This window comes from Methylomonas lenta (assembly GCF_001644015.1).
GTDB lineage: Bacteria > Pseudomonadota > Gammaproteobacteria > Methylococcales > Methylomonadaceae > Methylomonas > Methylomonas lenta.
The window spans coordinates 1-16,581 of the sequence record NZ_LUUI01000092.1 but is presented as its reverse complement, the minus strand read 5'-3'; the positions used below and the strand labels follow the sequence as shown (position 1 = coordinate 16,581).

The window sequence follows — 16,581 nt, the reverse complement described above, 5'->3', positions numbered from 1 at the left end:
AATGATGCACATCAAGATCTACTTTTGTTTGGCGGCATCTCGACATCAGGCCAAGCTCTTGTGATAAACCCTACAACTATCATTGACATAGTTAATCTGATTCAGACCTTATTAATCAGAGCCACAGTCCGTGATGCCTTGAATGCCGGGCTTGTGCGCCCATAGCCTGTATAACTGGATTGAAAATTGCTTTGTTATGGATAAGTTATCCATCCATTCAGGAGTCTTACCATGTCCAATCCGGTTTTTTCTGAGATCCTTAGCGGTCTATATGACAATCAAGTGGTGCCTTATCTGGGGCCAGGGGTTTTATTCGATGTCACCAGTAAGCTAAATGGCACCCCCATTCCAGCTGATAGTGATAGTTTGATTTTGGCCATGAACGGCGGTAAGCCGATGGCGCCCAAATTAATGTACGAATTTCCCCGCGCGGCAATGAATCAAGAATTAAAACGCGGCCGTAATTATGTCAGCCAATTTCTGGATAAAACCTATGCAGAAATGAAGTGGACTAGGGCTGCAGTACATGATTGGTTGGCCGAGTGGAAACCTAATTACATCGTCGACATTAATCGCGACACTCAATTGCAAGATAGCTATGCCGATGAGGAGCATACCTTAGTGGTGGGTTTGGCCCGGGTCATAGGTAACCATTTCCGCTTTAAAATCTATCATTACGACAGAGAACAATATTTTGAAGTCGAACAACAGCAGGTCGATAGAAAACTGCCTATTCTATTTAAACCCATGGGTACACCTAAACCCGAATCTAATTATGTTGCCTCAGACGCCGATTACGTTGATTACATCACCGAGTTAATGGGCGGGTTTGCGATTCCGGACTTTTTGAAGGATTATCGGGTCGGTAAAAAGTATTTGTTAGTCGGCGTACCTTTAAACCGCGATTCCGAGCGTATGGTGATGAGCGATATTACTTATGCTGCTGATGAGCACAGAGGCTGGTTTTTGCGAAAAAACCCCACCGACAAAGAAAAACGCTATGCTTCGAAAATGGGTTTAGAGCTTATTGAAGCTGATTGCCAGGATTTATTGGAACTGGTGCAAACCCGACAGGCTGCTTGAGTTTAGATAGGAATACACCTGTTCTTATTGAGGGCGAAGATCGGGTGTTTCCAACGCAGCCTTTTAGCAGTCGACAGATGTTTTTTTATCAATCCGAAAATTTGCGCAGCAAAACATATTGTCCTTTGCTTTGACGGCCAAGATAAGTCCAGCGTCAACTATCTTGGTAACTCGATCGGGACAAATTAGCCGGCTTCAATGGGTTTTCATGGGAATACTTGGGGCATAAAAAACCCCGCAAAGCCAGATAACTTGCGGGGTTTTGGGTCAGTCTGAGCCTGTCTGAAACAGGCTTAAACTTTACAAGCTGTAGTACATGTCGAACTCAACAGGGTGAGTGCTCATACGCAGACGAGTCACATCTTGTTGTTTCAGGGCAATGTAGCCGTCAATCGCATCGTCGGTGAATACGCCGCCACGAGTCAGGAACTCACGGTCTTTATCCAACGCATCAAGAGCTGAATCCAAAGAAAACGCGACTTGTGGGATGGCTTTTTCCTCTTCTGGAGGCAAGTCGTACAAGTCTTTATCCATCGCTTCACCTGGGTGAATCTTGTTTTGGATGCCGTCCAGGCCTGCCATCAACATGGCAGAGAAGGCCAAGTATGGGTTAGCAGTTGAGTCTGGGAAACGAACTTCGATACGACGACCTTTAGGATTGGTTACATAAGGAATACGGATAGACGCAGAACGGTTGCGTGCAGAGTATGCCAACATAACAGGGGCTTCAAAACCTGGTACCAGACGTTTGTAACTGTTGGTTGAGGCATTGGTCAAAGCGTTTAAAGCTTTTGCATGTTTGATGATGCCGCCGATGTAGTACAGCGCGGTTTCAGACAAGCCACCGTACAAATCGCCAGTGAACAAATTTACGCCGCCTTTAGCCAAAGATTGGTGAACGTGCATACCGCTACCGTTATCGCCAACCAGTGGTTTAGGCATGAAAGTAGCGGTTTTGCCGTACGCGTGTGCAATGTTGGCAATAACGTATTTCAGTTCCAATACTTCGTCGGCTTTTTTAACCAGTGTGTTGAACTTGACACCGATTTCGCATTGGCCGGCAGTTGCCACTTCGTGGTGATGTACTTCGGTGGTTTGGCCCATTTCTTCCAAAACCAAGCACATGGCAGAACGCATGTCTTGAAATGAGTCTACAGGTGGTACAGGGAAGTAGCCGCCTTTAATGCCAGGACGATGACCGATGTTGCCATTTTCGTAGACTTTTTCAGAGTTCCAACCAGCTTCTTCGGAATCGATTTTGTAAGAACAGCCGCCCATCTCTGCAGACCAGCGCACGTCATCGAAAATGAAGAATTCATTTTCAGGGCCAAAGAATGCAGTGTCTGCGATGCCGGTCGATTGCATATACGCTTCAGCGCGTCTAGCAATAGAGCGTGGATCACGCTCGTAGCCTTGCATGTTTTTTGGCTCAATGATGTCGCAACGCAAGATCAGGGTTTTGTCGTCGAAGAAAGGATCAATTTTAGCTGTACTTGGATCGGGCATCAGAATCATGTCGGATTCGTTGATGTGTTTCCAGCCGGCAACGGATGAACCATCGAACATGTTGCCTTCTTCAAAAGTGTCTTCATCTATGCTGTGAGCAGGGAAGGTGACATGTTGTTCTTTACCACGGGTATCGCAGAAACGAAAATCGACAAATTGGATGTCGTTTTCCTGGATCATTTTAAGTGCGTTTTCAACTGACATCGGCCAAGGTCTCCTAAAGGAAAATTATTTTGGTTATTATGGGTGTTAAGCGGGTAAACAATATCATTTATTTTTACAAAGAGCCACAGCAACAAGCATAGGGATTTGTGATTGTTGCTGCGGATTTTTGCTGAGTAAAAAAAATTGAGACTGACTCTAGAAAGTAACGATCATATCCATGGCGACACCAATCTGATCGTTTTCGTTTCCGCCGTCAAAAGGAGTTGCCATGCCATTGGCTGCGGCGCCATTGTCAGCTGCGAAGTTGTCGTAACGCAACTCCGGACGCAATTTTAGCCAAGAGAGAGGTGAGTAATTCACGCCGGCACTGACAGCATAAAAGCTACCGTCTGCACCTGTGCGGTAACCATCGGCATCTCTAAACCATTCAGCGCGAAGGCCAGCGGCTAATTTATCGTTAATGTCGTAGGTTAAATATTGATTGATGCCATACCAGTCAGCGTGAATACTGTTAGGTGTGCTTTGTGCAACACCATAATCATGTTGCGCTACATAATGCAGTTTGTCGGTAAAATCGTGACTTAGCACGATGCTGTACATGGTCGTGTTACGAAGTTCGCCGCCAAATAAGGTGTCACCTGTAATCAAAGAAGTTACGATCGAGGTGTCATCGTCTGGTTTAACGGAGACGCTACCTAGGAAGTCCCATGCGCCAGGTGATTCACGAAAGTTGTCCCAGCCCATAACCGCACCACCGGTTACAGAAACCATGTCATTAATGTCATAGCTTAGTAATGCGCCTGTATGGGTGAATGGTTCGCCGTATAGCATGGTATAGGCATGTGAATAAAAGAAATTATCCGGTGATGTGACGACTTCATAGCCAATCAGGGTATAGAAATGACCGACTTTAGCGGTGATACCATTGCCGAATGGGGCGTAAATTTCTGCATAGGCTTGTGGAAAGGCAACCGAATAATAGGAAGACTTGTCCTCGACCATTATTTTGTTGTCCCAGCCCAAAGCTTGAGTTTTGGTGCTGTCCATGCCGTACATCCAGTCCGCGCGGCCACCGAAATCCCAGCTATCACCTTTTTCTACTGCTTTTTCCATAAAGAGGTTCAATTGGTTAAATTGAAATTCGTTAATGCGGTCATTAAAACTGATAGGAGAGTTGCTGTTAGATGGATTGTTATGCGATGCATAGGTAACACCGCCACTTGCCCAGCCACCAAATTCTATGCCTGTGCTTTTGGTTAAAGCGCTTTCGTTAACGTTATAACCCGTCAAGGATTCGATTGCTCCAGCATCGGTCAAGGATTCGATTGCTCCAGCATCGTCGGTTAAGGCATCCATGGCCTCATGACTGTAGCGTTGGTCGCTGTTAATGGCAGCATCGTCGGCTAAGACATTAACAGCGGTCAGCACCAAGCTGCCTGTTATTAATGAGGGTAAGATTTTTTTCATATAATTTCTCCAGATTTAAGACTCGGCATAATTAAAGCATTAAATGTGCCATTATTAAAATACAATAAAATCAAATGCCTATGAAATTATGCGCCAATAAGTAACATCATGTCGCACCAAAAAAGTGCGCAAGGCGCACTATTTTTGTTGTAAAAAATCTAATATTTTGCTTATAAGCAACGGATTTGTTTATTTTCGGTTGGTAAAGGTATCTGAGATGTTGTGGCATTGGGCTCTATTCTCTTGGCGGCTATTAATCTTTTGCAATTCTGCTTGCTTTATCTAAAGGCTGCTGGGTTTGGCGTAGAGGTGATAGTGATATGGCTGTTCATCGATAATATATGGAGTATAGGTGAGCATTGTTACTTTGCCCGGGCTCTGGGTCAGTGGTCGAGTACGAAGGGGGGGGTATTGCACCATTTAAATGAATTATTAGATTTAGCGTTAGAGGATGTTTCAAAATGACGCATTACGCACCAGGTTAGTGCGCAAACTGCAGTCTAGTCAAGCTGGTTTCTAATAAACCTAATAAAAACAGCGGTATATAAAATGGCATGCTAAATGCTTTGTTGTGATTGAAGTTTTTATTTTCTAGGGGTATTTAGTCATGTGTAAAAGAGGTGTCAGTTTATGAAACTAATAACAGCAGTTGTTAAGCCATTTAAGCTGGATGACGTGCGTGAAGCGTTATCCGATATTGGTGTGTCCGGTGTGACGGTTACTGAAGTTAAAGGCTTTGGGCGTCAGAAAGGGCATACAGAACTTTATCGCGGCGCCGAATATGTTGTCGACTTTCTACCCAAGGCAAAAATTGAAGTGGCGGTTCCTGATAACTTGCTGGAACAAGCCATCGAATCCATCGTTAAAGTCGCCAATACTGGCAAGATCGGCGACGGAAAAATTTTTGTGACTAATCTGGAACAAGTTGTTCGGATTAGAACCGGCGAATCTGGCGAAGAAGCGCTCTAATTTAAAAAGGTGGAATGATTATGAAAAAAATTCATGTGTATATGGCGCTATTTGCGTTATTTGGTTTCTCAGAAACGGCACTAGCGCAGGAAATTTTAGCCGTAGCTCAGGCAGTTGTTGAGCCAACAATTGATAAAGGCGATACCGCCTGGATGATTGTCGCCACTGTATTGGTTATCTTAATGGTAATTCCTGGCTTGGCCTTGTTTTATGGCGGTATGGCCCGCGCTAAAAACATGCTTTCAATTTTAATGCAGGTTTTTGTCATTTTCTCACTCACTGCAATTTTGTGGGCCACCTATGGTTACAGCATAGCGTTTACAGAAGGCAACGCATTTTTCGGTGGCTTTAGCAAAGCCTTTTTACAAGGTGTTACCCCAGATTCGATGGCGGCCACTTTTAGCAAAGGGGTTTATATTCCGGAATATATTTATATCGCCTTTCAATTGACCTTTTCGGCCATAACACCGGCTTTGATCATTGGCGCCTTTGCGGAACGTGTGAGATTCTCGGCAGTTTTATTGTTTACCGTATTGTGGTTTAGCTTTTGTTATTTGCCAATGGCGCACATGGTTTGGTTTTGGGCTGGCCCTGATGCCTATACAGACCAAGCGGCAGCAGATGCAGCTGGCGCTACGGCGGGCTTTTTGTTCCAAAAAGGCGCGCTGGATTTCGCAGGCGGTACCGTTGTGCATATTAACGCTGGTATTGCCGGTTTAATTGGCTGTTTGATGATAGGCAAGCGCATAGGCTATGGAAAAGAATTTATTGCGCCTCATAGTTTAACTATGAACATGATTGGAGCATCTCTCTTGTGGGTAGGTTGGTTTGGGTTTAATGCTGGCTCCAACCTGGAAGCTAATGGTCTGGCGGCAATGGTTTTTGTTAACACCTTGCTTGCAGCCGCTGCAGCAACATTATCCTGGATGACGATAGAGTGGATCGTGCGAGGAAAACCTAGCATGTTAGGCGCAACTTCCGGGGCAATTGCTGGTTTGGTTGCAATTACACCAGCCTGTGGCTGGTCCGGACCGATGGGAGCTATTTTTCTAGGTCTGTTCGTTGGTGCCATTTGTTTTTGGTCAGTTACCAGTCTGAAACACAAGCTTGGATATGATGATTCACTCGATGCATTTGGCGTTCATGGTGTCGGTGGTATCGTTGGCGCGTTAGGTACAGCCATCGTTGCAAGCCCGGATTTAGGTGGTGCTGGCGTATGGGATTATGTGTCTAATTCAGTGGGTGATTACGACATGTTTGCCCAACTTATTAGCCAATCTTGGGGGATTGCTATTGCAATTGTCTGGTCAGGGGTGGTGTCATTTTTTGCATTCAAAGTTGCTGATATTTTTCTTGGCTTGCGTGTTGATGAAGTCGTTGAGCGAGAAGGTCTTGATTTACCAGAGCATGGCGAAACTGCCTATAGCCTCTAATTACAACCAAATTCCGAAAGAGATTTGTATTCAGGCGCTGGTGTTTTATCACCAGCCAATGATTCCTGATCTTGTCGCAATAAATATAAGGAGAATTTATGAAACTGATAACAGCAGTTGTTAAGCCATTTAAGCTGGATGACGTGCGGGAAGCGTTATCCGATATTGGTGTGTCCGGTGTGACTGTTACTGAAGTTAAAGGCTTTGGGCGTCAGAAAGGGCATACAGAACTTTATCGAGGCGCGGAATATGTTGTCGATTTTTTACCTAAAGCCAAAATTGAAGTGGCGGTCGCGGATAGTTTGTTGGAGCAAGCCGTCGAGGCTATCGTTAAAGTTGCTAATACCGGCAAAATTGGTGATGGCAAAATATTTGTAACCAATTTGGAGCAGGTCGTGCGGATTAGAACCGGCGAATCCGGCGAAGAAGCGCTTTAATCAATAGAGGAGAAGCAAGTGGAAAATCTAAATAAAGTTGTTGAATTAAGCTATGCGCTTGATACTTTTTACTTTCTGATCTGTGGCGCATTGGTCATGTGGATGGGCGCAGGTTTTGCCATGCTGGAAGCGGGTTTGGTTAGGGCTAAAAATACTACCGAAATTCTAACCAAAAACATTGCCTTGTTTGCGATTGCCTGCACGATGTATTTATTGTGTGGTTACGGCATCATGTATCCCAGTGCGGCTGTTAACAGTGTCTGGCCCGGCTTCAGCTTTTTAATCGGTAGTGAGCATACTCTGGAAGAGGTTTTGGCCAGTAATGGTGAGACATATTATTCAGGTTTGTCTGACTTTTTCTTCCAGGTTGTGTTTGTGGCAACTTCAATGTCCATTGTGTCCGGCGCTGTTGCTGAGCGCATGAAATTATGGGCTTTTCTGGTTTTTGCAGTGGTGATGACCGGCTTTATTTATCCGGTACAAGGCTACTGGAAATGGGGTAAAGGATTTTTGGATGCGCTGGGTTTTCTGGATTTTGCCGGCTCCGGTGTAGTGCATTTATGCGGAGCGACAGCTGCTTTGGCCGGGGTTTTGTTATTAGGTGCGCGTAAAGGTAAATACGGTCCTAATGGTGAAGTTCATCCAATTCCTGGATGTAACTTGCCGATGGCAACTTTAGGTACATTCATTCTTTGGATGGGTTGGTTCGGATTTAATGGTGGTTCTGAATTGAAAATTTCTAATGTAGGAGAAGCCAATTCAGTTGCCATGGTGTTTGTAAATACCAATGCCGCTGCTGCTGGTGGTTTGATCGCCGCACTTATTGTGTCGCAATTGAAATTTGGTAAGGCTGATTTATCCATGGTACTCAATGGTGCTTTGGCCGGTTTGGTTGCCATTACGGCTGAACCGTTAACCCCAGTACCTTTGGTTGCAACATTAATTGGTGCTGTCGGTGGTGTGTTGGTGGTGTTCTCGATTATCTTCATGGATAAAATGAAGCTTGATGATCCGGTTGGTGCGCTGTCTGTTCATGGTGTAATTGGAATTTGGGGTTTGCTGGCAGTATGTATTACCAACCCTGAAGCCAAATTATCGGCCCAACTCATTGGTATAGCCAGCATCTTTACTTTTGTGTTTATCAGCAGTTTGCTGACATGGTTTGCGATTAAAGCGGTCATGGGTATTCGTGTCACCGCAGAAGAAGAGTACGATGGTGTGGATCTTTCCGAATGTGGAATGGAAGCCTATCCGGAGTTTACCGAGAGCAGTAAAGGTTAAAAATTAAGTCTGCCGACAGGAACGGGCGCTTCAGCGCCCGGGTTTTTTTGTTTCCGTCAGGCACTATTTTGGTGCATTTATTGCTTTGAAAATTGTATGTTGACCGGGAATTATTTATTATTGCCGGCAGGCTTGACTTTTTAATCACTTAACTGGGGACAGTATGAAATTAATTACCGCGATTATCAAACCGTTTAAATTGGATGATGTGAGAGAAGCATTGTCTGAGATTGGTGTGGCCGGCGTTACTGCAACCGAAGTAAAAGGTTTTGGTCGTCAAAAAGGCCATACCGAGCTTTATCGTGGGGCTGAATATGTTGTCGATTTTCTACCTAAGGTAAAGCTTGAAATAGCCGTTGCAGATAGCGTTGTCGACCTAGCTGTCGAGACTATAGTCAAGGCCGCTAATACAGGAAAAATCGGTGATGGCAAAATTTTTGTTACTCATCTGGAGCAAATTGTTCGCATTAGAACCGGTGAAACTGGGGACGATGCCATATAACGGTTTGATTGCAAACCGGTAAGCCGCTTACTCAAAATCGCCCTAGCTGCAGAAACCAATGCAGATAGAGGCGATTTTATTATGTCTGGCGTTATCCGGCTTGTCATCAGACCAGGAATCTTGTGAAAAATAATGACTATAACTATAAAAAAAATCATGTTGCCGGCCATGTTGATGTTGCCGGAATTAGCGAGCGCCACTGAAATCAACCAGGCCAATACAGCTTGGGTTTTAACCTCTACCGCTTTAGTGCTGTTTATGACCATACCGGGTCTTTCATTGTTTTATGGTGGACTGGTACGAAGCAAAAACGTGTTGTCGGTATTGATGCAATGTTTTGCGATTACTTGTTTGGTATCAATGCTTTGGCTGGTTGGTGTTTACAGTTTTATTTTTGCCGATGGCGGGGATTTGCAGCAATTCATCGGTGGCGGTAGCAAGATTTTTCTGCCGGATATGACTACGCAAAATCTGATTGGTGATATTCCTGAAAGTGTTTATTTCATGTTTCAAATGACGTTTGCCATTATCACGCCGGCACTAATTGTCGGTGGTTTTGCTGAGCGCATGAAGTTTTCCGCCATGATGTGGTTTAGTGGTTTATGGTTAATTGTGGTGTATATGCCGATCTGTCATTGGGTTTGGGGTGGCGGTTGGTTAGCTGATCTGGGTGTAAAAGACTTTGCGGGCGGCATTGTGATTCACGTCAATGCCGGTGTCGCCGCCTTGGTTGCGGCTTTGGTGTTAGGGCCTAGACGCGGATTTCCAACTACCGCGATGCCACCGCATAATATGACTATGGTCGTAACAGGTGCCGGCATGCTTTGGTTTGGCTGGTTTGGCTTTAATGGTGGTAGCGCATTAACTGCCGATGGTAGTGCTGGCATGGCGATTGTGGTAACCCATATTGCAGCCGCCGCGGGTTCATTAACCTGGATGACCATAGAGTGGTTGCGTTTTGGCAAGCCTAGTGTACTCGGTATCGTCACGGGTATGGTGGCAGGGCTTGGCACCATTACACCCGCATCTGGTTTTGTCGGGCCTGTGGGTGGTCTGGCGATTGGTATCATTGCCGGCGTTGTGTGTTTTCTTGCCACTCAGTTCATCAAACGGATTTTGAAAATAGATGACTCCCTTGATGTGTTTCCGGTGCACGGGGTTGGTGGTTGTGTAGGCTCTATCCTGACAGGTGTATTTGCTGCCGAAAGTTTCGGTGGCTTGGGTTTAGGCGGCGTCAGCATGTCCGAGCAAGTCGGTGTGCAGGCGTTGGCTGTTTTAGCGACTATAGTTTGGAGCGGGTTGTTTAGTTATATTTTGTTAAAACTGATTAATATGTCGATTGGTTTACGGGTTAACGAAGATGAAGAAGTGCAAGGTCTGGATATTGTGTTACACGAAGAGACTGGCTATCACAATCTGTAAACTTAGGGCTTGCAGGTTAGAATAGAAGCTTGTCTGGTGAGTTGACGGTAGTCAGCTCACTGCCTTTTTTATCAACTGAGAACAACATGCCCATCACTCTTGAAACCCTGGAAGTTATAGTTCGCGCCGCCGGTGAGGTGGCGATGTCTTATTTTAACGATCTGGATCAGCTGGCAATCAGCAAAAAAAGCGCCCGCGATTTAGTCACCGATGCCGACGTTGCTGTCGAAAATTATCTCAAGCAAGCTTTGCAAGAGCACTGCCCGGAATATGGATTTTGGGGGGAAGAAAGTGGTAAAACAGCTAATCAAAGCAGTCGTTGGATCGTTGATCCTATCGACGGCACGCATTCTTTTTCCAAAGGTCAATATTATTGGGGGGTTAGTGTAGCCCTGGAAATCGAAGGTGAATTGATAATGGGCGCTGTGTATGGTCCTGCATTGGACGATTATTATTGCGCCGAAAAAGGTAAGGGTGCCTGGAAAAATGGTAAACCAATTCGGGTATCAGAGGAGACCAGCCTGGCTTCGAGTATGGTATCTACAGGTTTTGCTTGTTTGCGCCAATATCTGGAAGATAATAATCTGGCACGTTTTGCGCGGATTGCCCAAGCCACCACGGGTCAGCGCCGCTTAGGTTCGGCCGCTTTAGATTTATGTACGGTTGCAGATGGTCAAGTGGATGCCTTTTGGGAGCAAGAGCTTAATCTATACGATGTTGCCGCTGGTGCGTTGATTGCCATGGAAGCAGGTGCTTCAGTCACAGACTTTAAAGGTAATCCTGGCGTATTTCCAAAACAAGTTTTAGCAACCAATGGCAAGCTTTTAGATCAGATTTTGCCTTTGATGTAACAAGTAAACAGAATGGATGCGGTTTGCTCCCGCCCGGTTCTGAAATCAAATAAAGTCGCTTCGGTCGAATTAACGGCCGAAGCGGAAAGGCGGGTTTGACTTAAGCTTTAGCCATTTCTGCGCGCATTTCGTCGATAACAGCCTTGTAATCGGGTTTACCGAAGATTGCTGAACCTGCAACGAAAGTGTCTGCACCAGCTGCTTTGATTTCACGGATATTTGCAGCGTTCACGCCACCATCAACTTCTAAACGAATATTGAAGCCGCTTTCATCGATGCGTTTTCTGACTAGACGTAATTTGTCCAGAGTAGAAGGAATGAAGGATTGACCGCCGAAACCAGGGTTAACTGACATCAATAAAATCATGTCCAATTTGTCCATGACGTGATCAAGGTAGTGCAGCGGGGTGGCAGGGTTGAAGGTTAAACCGGCTTTGCAGCCAAGATCTTTTATCATTTGCAGGGTGCGATCGATATGCAAAGACGCTTCCGGATGGAAGGTAATGTAAGTGGCGCCTGCTTTAGCAAAATCTGGAATGATGCGGTCAACAGGGTTGACCATTAAATGTACATCAATCGGAGCGGTAACCCCGTGTTTACGCAGTGCTTCGCAGACCAGAGGACCGATGGTCAGGTTGGGCACGAAGTGGTTGTCCATGACATCAAAATGCACGATGTCTGCGCCTGCTTTTAATACATTGTCCACTTCTTCGCCCAAGCGCGCGAAATCAGCGGAGAGAATGGAAGGTGCAATTAAATTGTCAGCCATTGTCTGATCCTCGTTGGTTATAAAACCGACCATTATACGTTGTTTCTAGGTATTGGCTAAAACACCAATGTCAAAATATAAGTTCAGCTTGTTTGCTCTTGAGTGACTGACAGACAAACACCTTCACGCCGGCATGGATTACACGAATCGTGCGCCTAAGAATATTTTCAACCGGATAAAAAGCATTTTATGCACAAATGTTATCAAACTGTCGGGCGAAGTTTGTCGCATTATTGCGTAATGGAGTAAGTAGACGCTGGAAATGAAACCATATATTTGCCTATGGCTGCAATATTGATCGGTGAAATCAATATCCGATGAATTAATTGGTAATTCAATCCATATTAGTTCTTTTTAATATTTCAGCTGAAAAAGATATAGTTTGATGTGATTATGAGAGGAATGTTAGAGTGGCGTCACGGTTTTTTGATTTTATTTTATACTTAACGGGTCTGTATAAAACATCAAGCTAATACTCAGTTTTTAATCTGCCCTGAATGGAGGCGCTGCGGTTGTTTTGAGGGAATAAATAATTGTTTTGGAAAAATATTATGCTAATTCAATGTAAAAATAAAAAAAAGTCTCATGGCAAACCGATGCTGGCTGCACTTTATGTTCGGAAAATAGCTTATGCGCTTCTAGGGTTGGGGTGGGCAACATTCACTCATGCTCAAGTGCCACCAAATACCGCTCCTCCAGTTAGCCCCACAACTAGCGAAATTGTTACTCCGCCAACCAGTACCAGCGAATCTACAATTGATGGTTTACTGCAAAGCTCATCAGCATTGGATACCACTCAGAATAACATGGCTCAGGTCATCGAGATTGCCTGTCCAAATGGAACTAACGCCGCGGATTTTCAGGCCCGCTGTAATGGACTTATTGATGCTGCACAAGAAGGCGATTTGTCGCAAACCTATAACGCACTTCAAGTATCCTCTCCTGAACAAATGCCGTCCCAGGGTATATCAGCAACGCGCACATCCTTTAATGTTATCGCTGGGCGTCTTGCTGCGCTTAGGGCTGGAGCCAGAGGGTTTCAGGTTGCTGGCTTAGGTAAGAATGCGTTACCGGTAAATCTTGCTTCACTTTCCAATATTAGCGGAGGTGCAGCCGGGGATGAATCGAGTGGTTGGGATAGGCTGAGCGGTTTTGCTAATGGTAATTACAATACAGGTAGCGTTAACTCGGAATTTAACCAGTTGGGCTATAACTTTGATACAGGTAGTGTTAATTTCGGTTTGGATTATCGGTTGACTAACGATTTAGTGTTGGGGACTGCATTTACCTATATGCGGGCTGAATCAAGTTTCGATGGAAATGGCGGTAGTTTAGATAGTAATGCCTACACTGGCGCGATATACGGTAATTACTACGCCACTGAAAATCTCTATTTTGACGGTATCGCCAGCGTTGGTGGTATTAATTATGATTCTACCCGAAACATCCAGTATTCCTTATCTGGTGTGGATAGTGTGAATACTCAGGCAACAGCTGCGCCTGGTGGTAATCAATATGCCATTGGTTTGGGTACTGGTTATAACTTTGCTGTTCAGGAATGGACATTAAATCCATATGCAAAAGTCAATTATTTAAAGCTTGATGTTGACGGATTTAGTGAGTCAGGCGGAAATGGTTGGGGTATGCAATTTCAGGATCAGACGGTTGAGTCGGTCACTACTACGCTGGGTACTCAAGCATCTTATGCGCTCAGTACTTCTTGGGGGGTGTTGATGCCGACTATCCGCGGCGAATGGCACCACCAGTATAAGGATAACAGTCGAAACATTACTACCCGCTTTTTAGGTGATACGACCAGCGGCTTATCGTTTAATGCCGTGACCACTGCGCCTGACCGCAATTACTATACTGTCGGTACCGGAATATCGGGTACCTTTGCAGAGGGTGTGAGTGCCTTTTTTAACTATGATGCCCTGCTTGGCTATCGAAGTGTGGATAGCCATTTGTTCACCCTGGGTGCCCGCATGGAGTTTTAGCTATCTTGGATATGGTTGTGGCTTAATCAGCGTTTCCTTGTTCAATGTTTGTCCTGTCAACAGCGTTTCTAAATGAGGAAGGCGTTTTGTTTGAGTTGTGTATAAGTCTCTGATGATCAACAGTCGTTGAGCGGAATTAACTGAGTTGATTTTCTGCTTAGAGACATAAGCCTCGCTATAGTACAATCTTACTATGGCTGAGGCCGAAAATCCCCAATAACACACACTTGAAGCGCAGGTTTTGACAATGATGACGATGGATGACAGAGACGGTTGGATATGGCTGGACGGGAAATGGGTCGAATGGCGTGAGGCGAAAGTTCACGTTCTGACACATACCTTGCATTATGGTTGCGGAGTTTTTGAAGGTTTGCGCGCCTATAAAACTGATAAAGGTACAGCGATATTCAAATTGGCCGAGCATACGGATCGCTTATATCGCTCGGCGCATATCATGAATATGAAAATGCCGTTTTCTAAAGAAGAGCTTAATCAGGCGCATCGAGATGCGGTAGCTAAAAACAATTTAGACACCGCTTACATTCGCAGTATGGTGTTTTTCGGTTCGGAAGGCATGGGCTTGCGTGCTGACAATTTGAAAGTTCATGTCATGGTGGCTGCCTGGACTTGGGGTGCTTACCTGGGTGCGGAAAACATGGAAAAAGGCATTCGTATCCGTACTTCGTCTTATACCCGTAATCACGTTAATAGCACCATGTGTAAAGCCAAAGCCAACGGTAATTACATCAATTCGATTCTAGCGTTGCAGGAAGCCTTGTCGACTGGTTATGACGAAGCTTTGCTGTTGGATCATGAAGGTTATGCTGCAGAGGGCAGCGGTGAGAATTTATTCATCGTGCGCAATGGCAAACTATACACCCCGGAAACTACTTCTGCCTTGGAAGGTATTACCCGCGACACATTGATTACAATTGCGCGCGAACAAGGCTATGAAGTGATCGAAAAGCGCATCACTCGTGATGAAGTATATGTGGCCGATGAAGCTTTCTTTACCGGTTCTGCTGCCGAAGTGACACCTATTCGTCAATACGACAACCGCGATATTGGTTCGGGTAGCCGTGGACCAATTACTGAAAGATTGCAATCACTCTATTTCGATTACGTTCACGGTCGCCGCAACGATCATCAGGAATGGTTGTCATTAGTCTCTTAGATGTCTATTGAACAAGAGTCGACGCAGTTTTAAGGCAATAGCCGGTTAATGCATGCAGATCGCAATCGTTAAACTCTCTGCGCTTGGTGATATCGTGCATGCTATGGTTGCGCTGCAATTTATTAAAGCAGCGCTGCCGCAGGCTCAAATAGACTGGATAGTCGAGCAGAATTTTGCCGGTGTTTTGGCGGATAATCCGCATATTCGACAGGTATTGACGGTTAATCTAAAGGCCTTAAAAACAGATAAAAGCTTGTTTTTTAGTCAGTTGGCCAAGGTTAAACAATATCGTCAGCAGCACTATGATGTGGTTATCGATGCCCAGGGTTTGATCAAATCGGCCATTGTTGCGCGCTTACTCTCTAGCAACACGGTTGGGTTTGATCGAAATTCGATTCGAGAAAAGTGGGCGGCAAAATTTTATCGCAAGACTGTCGCTTGTGCTTACGATGCGAACACCATAGACCGCAATGTAAGCGTATTGACTCAGTCCTTGGGTGTTAGTGTATCTCCACAGCAAATTTTGGCTAAACAGCCATTTTTGTATTTCAAACCTGCAGATGCAGATTTGCATGACTACTTTCAGGCTAACCAAGCTAATCTTATGCTGGTTATCGGTTCGACCTGGCCAAGTCGTAATTATCCAAAAGAGCAGTTTTTGCAAGTGATGCAAGCTTTGCCGGCCAACTATCTGATTTGCTGGGGTAATGAACAAGAGCGACAGGCTGGGCTATGGCTGGTTGATCGTAGCGATGCCAGGTTATTACCTCGATTGAGTTTAAATGATTTAAAGGCTGCAATTGCAGGTGTTGATTTACTGATTGGTAATGATACCGGCCCTACACATATGGCCTGGGGGCTGAATCGGCCATCGATTACTTTATTTGGGCCGACACCGGTTAGTCGGGTTTACCAGACGAATATCAATAAGGTATTGAAATCTCCCTCTGTGGTTAATCCGTTCAAGCTGAACAAAAACGATTTTTCAATAGCCGAAATCCCTCCGAAAGAGATTGTCGATTTAGCAAATTTATTGTTGGCACGTGGTTAAGCCGTGAACGGAGTGCTAAAATCCCGCTCTCAATAATTACCTATTCTGGAACAACATGAGCCAAATTAAGATTGAACATAAACCCAGTGAAGAGCGTTTGCAGGAACTGGGCGTATCCGGTTGGGCGATTTGGGAAAAAGAAGTCTCAAAATTCCCTATCGACTTTGACGAAACAGAATGCGCTTATGTGCTGGACGGTGAAATTCTGGTCACGCCAGCGGGTGGCGAACCTGTGCGCATAGTTCCTGGCGATTTAGTCGTTTTTCCAGCAGGTATGGATAGTCAATGGGAAGTGGTAAAGCCGCTTCGTAAGCATTACAGCTACGATTATCCCGACGGCGTTTAATTTGTACTGAGCAAAAAAGGCGTCTTCGGACGCCTTTTTTGTTGGTGAAATTCAAATCTGATATGGATTGAAATAAGCTGATTATCAGAATGTGATATTTGCAGGCAAGGCCTCACTGCCATTAAGTT

General features: G+C 45.0%; 15 protein-coding genes. 12 read left to right on the top strand and 3 right to left on the bottom strand.

Going from position 1 to position 16,581, the window contains the following annotated elements:
- Positions 1 to 231: 231 nt before the first annotated feature.
- A complete protein-coding gene (locus tag A1359_RS07780) occupies positions 232 to 1,083 on the top strand; it encodes an SIR2 family protein (RefSeq protein ID WP_066980552.1) in 852 nt (283 codons plus the stop codon).
- A gap of 300 nt (positions 1,084 to 1,383) precedes the next feature.
- On the opposite strand, the gene glnA is transcribed toward A1359_RS07780, so the two are convergent.
- On the bottom strand, positions 1,384 to 2,793 hold the full coding sequence (gene glnA / locus A1359_RS07775) for a glutamate--ammonia ligase (protein ID WP_066980549.1): 1,410 nt from the start codon (positions 2,791 to 2,793) through the stop codon (positions 1,384 to 1,386).
- A gap of 156 nt (positions 2,794 to 2,949) precedes the next feature.
- On the bottom strand, positions 2,950 to 4,221 hold the full coding sequence (locus A1359_RS07770; RefSeq protein ID WP_066980546.1) for a porin: 1,272 nt from the start codon (positions 4,219 to 4,221) through the stop codon (positions 2,950 to 2,952).
- A 630-nt stretch (positions 4,222 to 4,851) separates the two neighbouring features.
- Here A1359_RS07770 and A1359_RS07760 point away from each other — a divergent pair.
- The 7 genes from A1359_RS07760 (at position 4,852) to A1359_RS07730 (ending at position 11,116) form a co-directional block, all read left to right on the top strand.
- On the top strand, positions 4,852 to 5,190 hold the full coding sequence (locus tag A1359_RS07760; protein WP_066980540.1) for a P-II family nitrogen regulator: 339 nt from the start codon (positions 4,852 to 4,854) through the stop codon (positions 5,188 to 5,190).
- A gap of 20 nt (positions 5,191 to 5,210) precedes the next feature.
- Positions 5,211 to 6,623, top strand: a complete 1,413-nt coding sequence (locus tag A1359_RS07755; RefSeq protein ID WP_066980537.1) for an ammonium transporter — start codon at positions 5,211 to 5,213, stop codon at positions 6,621 to 6,623.
- 98 nt (positions 6,624 to 6,721) lie between these two features.
- A complete protein-coding gene (locus A1359_RS07750; protein ID WP_066980535.1) occupies positions 6,722 to 7,060 on the top strand; it encodes a P-II family nitrogen regulator in 339 nt (112 codons plus the stop codon).
- An 18-nt stretch (positions 7,061 to 7,078) separates the two neighbouring features.
- Positions 7,079 to 8,341, top strand: coding sequence for an ammonium transporter (locus tag A1359_RS07745; RefSeq protein ID WP_066980532.1), 1,263 nt, complete (start codon positions 7,079 to 7,081; stop codon positions 8,339 to 8,341).
- 163 nt (positions 8,342 to 8,504) lie between these two features.
- Entirely contained in the window at positions 8,505 to 8,843 is a 339-nt protein-coding gene (locus tag A1359_RS07740) for a P-II family nitrogen regulator (protein ID WP_066980530.1), read from the top strand.
- Positions 8,844 to 8,975: 132 nt separating this feature from the next.
- Positions 8,976 to 10,265, top strand: coding sequence for an ammonium transporter (locus A1359_RS07735; RefSeq protein WP_066980526.1), 1,290 nt, complete (start codon positions 8,976 to 8,978; stop codon positions 10,263 to 10,265).
- An 86-nt stretch (positions 10,266 to 10,351) separates the two neighbouring features.
- Positions 10,352 to 11,116 carry an inositol monophosphatase family protein gene (locus A1359_RS07730; RefSeq protein ID WP_066980524.1) on the top strand — a complete coding sequence of 255 codons (765 nt, stop codon included), beginning with the start codon at positions 10,352 to 10,354 and terminating at the stop codon, positions 11,114 to 11,116.
- A 100-nt stretch (positions 11,117 to 11,216) separates the two neighbouring features.
- Here A1359_RS07730 and rpe read toward each other — a convergent pair whose 3' ends face one another.
- Positions 11,217 to 11,885, bottom strand: a complete 669-nt coding sequence (rpe, locus tag A1359_RS07725; RefSeq protein ID WP_066980790.1) for a ribulose-phosphate 3-epimerase — start codon at positions 11,883 to 11,885, stop codon at positions 11,217 to 11,219.
- A 551-nt stretch (positions 11,886 to 12,436) separates the two neighbouring features.
- Here rpe and A1359_RS07720 point away from each other — a divergent pair.
- The 4 genes from A1359_RS07720 to A1359_RS07705 all read left to right on the top strand — a co-directional run bounded on the left by A1359_RS07720 (position 12,437) and on the right by A1359_RS07705 (position 16,453).
- Positions 12,437 to 13,882, top strand: coding sequence for an autotransporter outer membrane beta-barrel domain-containing protein (locus tag A1359_RS07720; protein ID WP_232322156.1), 1,446 nt, complete (start codon positions 12,437 to 12,439; stop codon positions 13,880 to 13,882).
- 250 nt (positions 13,883 to 14,132) lie between these two features.
- Positions 14,133 to 15,056 carry a branched-chain amino acid transaminase gene (locus A1359_RS07715; RefSeq protein ID WP_066980784.1) on the top strand — a complete coding sequence of 308 codons (924 nt, stop codon included), beginning with the start codon at positions 14,133 to 14,135 and terminating at the stop codon, positions 15,054 to 15,056.
- Between the two features lie 52 nt (positions 15,057 to 15,108).
- Entirely contained in the window at positions 15,109 to 16,107 is a 999-nt protein-coding gene (waaC, locus tag A1359_RS07710; RefSeq protein WP_066980521.1) for a lipopolysaccharide heptosyltransferase I, read from the top strand.
- Between the two features lie 55 nt (positions 16,108 to 16,162).
- Positions 16,163 to 16,453 carry a cupin domain-containing protein gene (locus A1359_RS07705; protein ID WP_066980518.1) on the top strand — a complete coding sequence of 97 codons (291 nt, stop codon included), beginning with the start codon at positions 16,163 to 16,165 and terminating at the stop codon, positions 16,451 to 16,453.
- The last annotated feature ends 128 nt before the right edge of the window (positions 16,454 to 16,581 follow it).

Coding starts and splice junctions, on each gene's coding strand:
- A1359_RS07780 (WP_066980552.1), top strand. CDS start 232: ATGTCCAATCCGGTTTTTTCTGAGATCCTTAGCGGTCTATATGACAAT.
- glnA (WP_066980549.1), bottom strand. CDS start 2,793: ATGTCAGTTGAAAACGCACTTAAAATGATCCAGGAAAACGACATCCAA.
- A1359_RS07770 (WP_066980546.1), bottom strand. CDS start 4,221: ATGAAAAAAATCTTACCCTCATTAATAACAGGCAGCTTGGTGCTGACC.
- A1359_RS07760 (WP_066980540.1), top strand. CDS start 4,852: ATGAAACTAATAACAGCAGTTGTTAAGCCATTTAAGCTGGATGACGTG.
- A1359_RS07755 (WP_066980537.1), top strand. CDS start 5,211: ATGAAAAAAATTCATGTGTATATGGCGCTATTTGCGTTATTTGGTTTC.
- A1359_RS07750 (WP_066980535.1), top strand. CDS start 6,722: ATGAAACTGATAACAGCAGTTGTTAAGCCATTTAAGCTGGATGACGTG.
- A1359_RS07740 (WP_066980530.1), top strand. CDS start 8,505: ATGAAATTAATTACCGCGATTATCAAACCGTTTAAATTGGATGATGTG.
- A1359_RS07735 (WP_066980526.1), top strand. CDS start 8,976: ATGACTATAACTATAAAAAAAATCATGTTGCCGGCCATGTTGATGTTG.
- A1359_RS07730 (WP_066980524.1), top strand. CDS start 10,352: ATGCCCATCACTCTTGAAACCCTGGAAGTTATAGTTCGCGCCGCCGGT.
- rpe (WP_066980790.1), bottom strand. CDS start 11,885: ATGGCTGACAATTTAATTGCACCTTCCATTCTCTCCGCTGATTTCGCG.
- A1359_RS07720 (WP_232322156.1), top strand. CDS start 12,437: ATGCTAATTCAATGTAAAAATAAAAAAAAGTCTCATGGCAAACCGATG.
- A1359_RS07715 (WP_066980784.1), top strand. CDS start 14,133: ATGACGATGGATGACAGAGACGGTTGGATATGGCTGGACGGGAAATGG.
- waaC (WP_066980521.1), top strand. CDS start 15,109: ATGCAGATCGCAATCGTTAAACTCTCTGCGCTTGGTGATATCGTGCAT.
- A1359_RS07705 (WP_066980518.1), top strand. CDS start 16,163: ATGAGCCAAATTAAGATTGAACATAAACCCAGTGAAGAGCGTTTGCAG.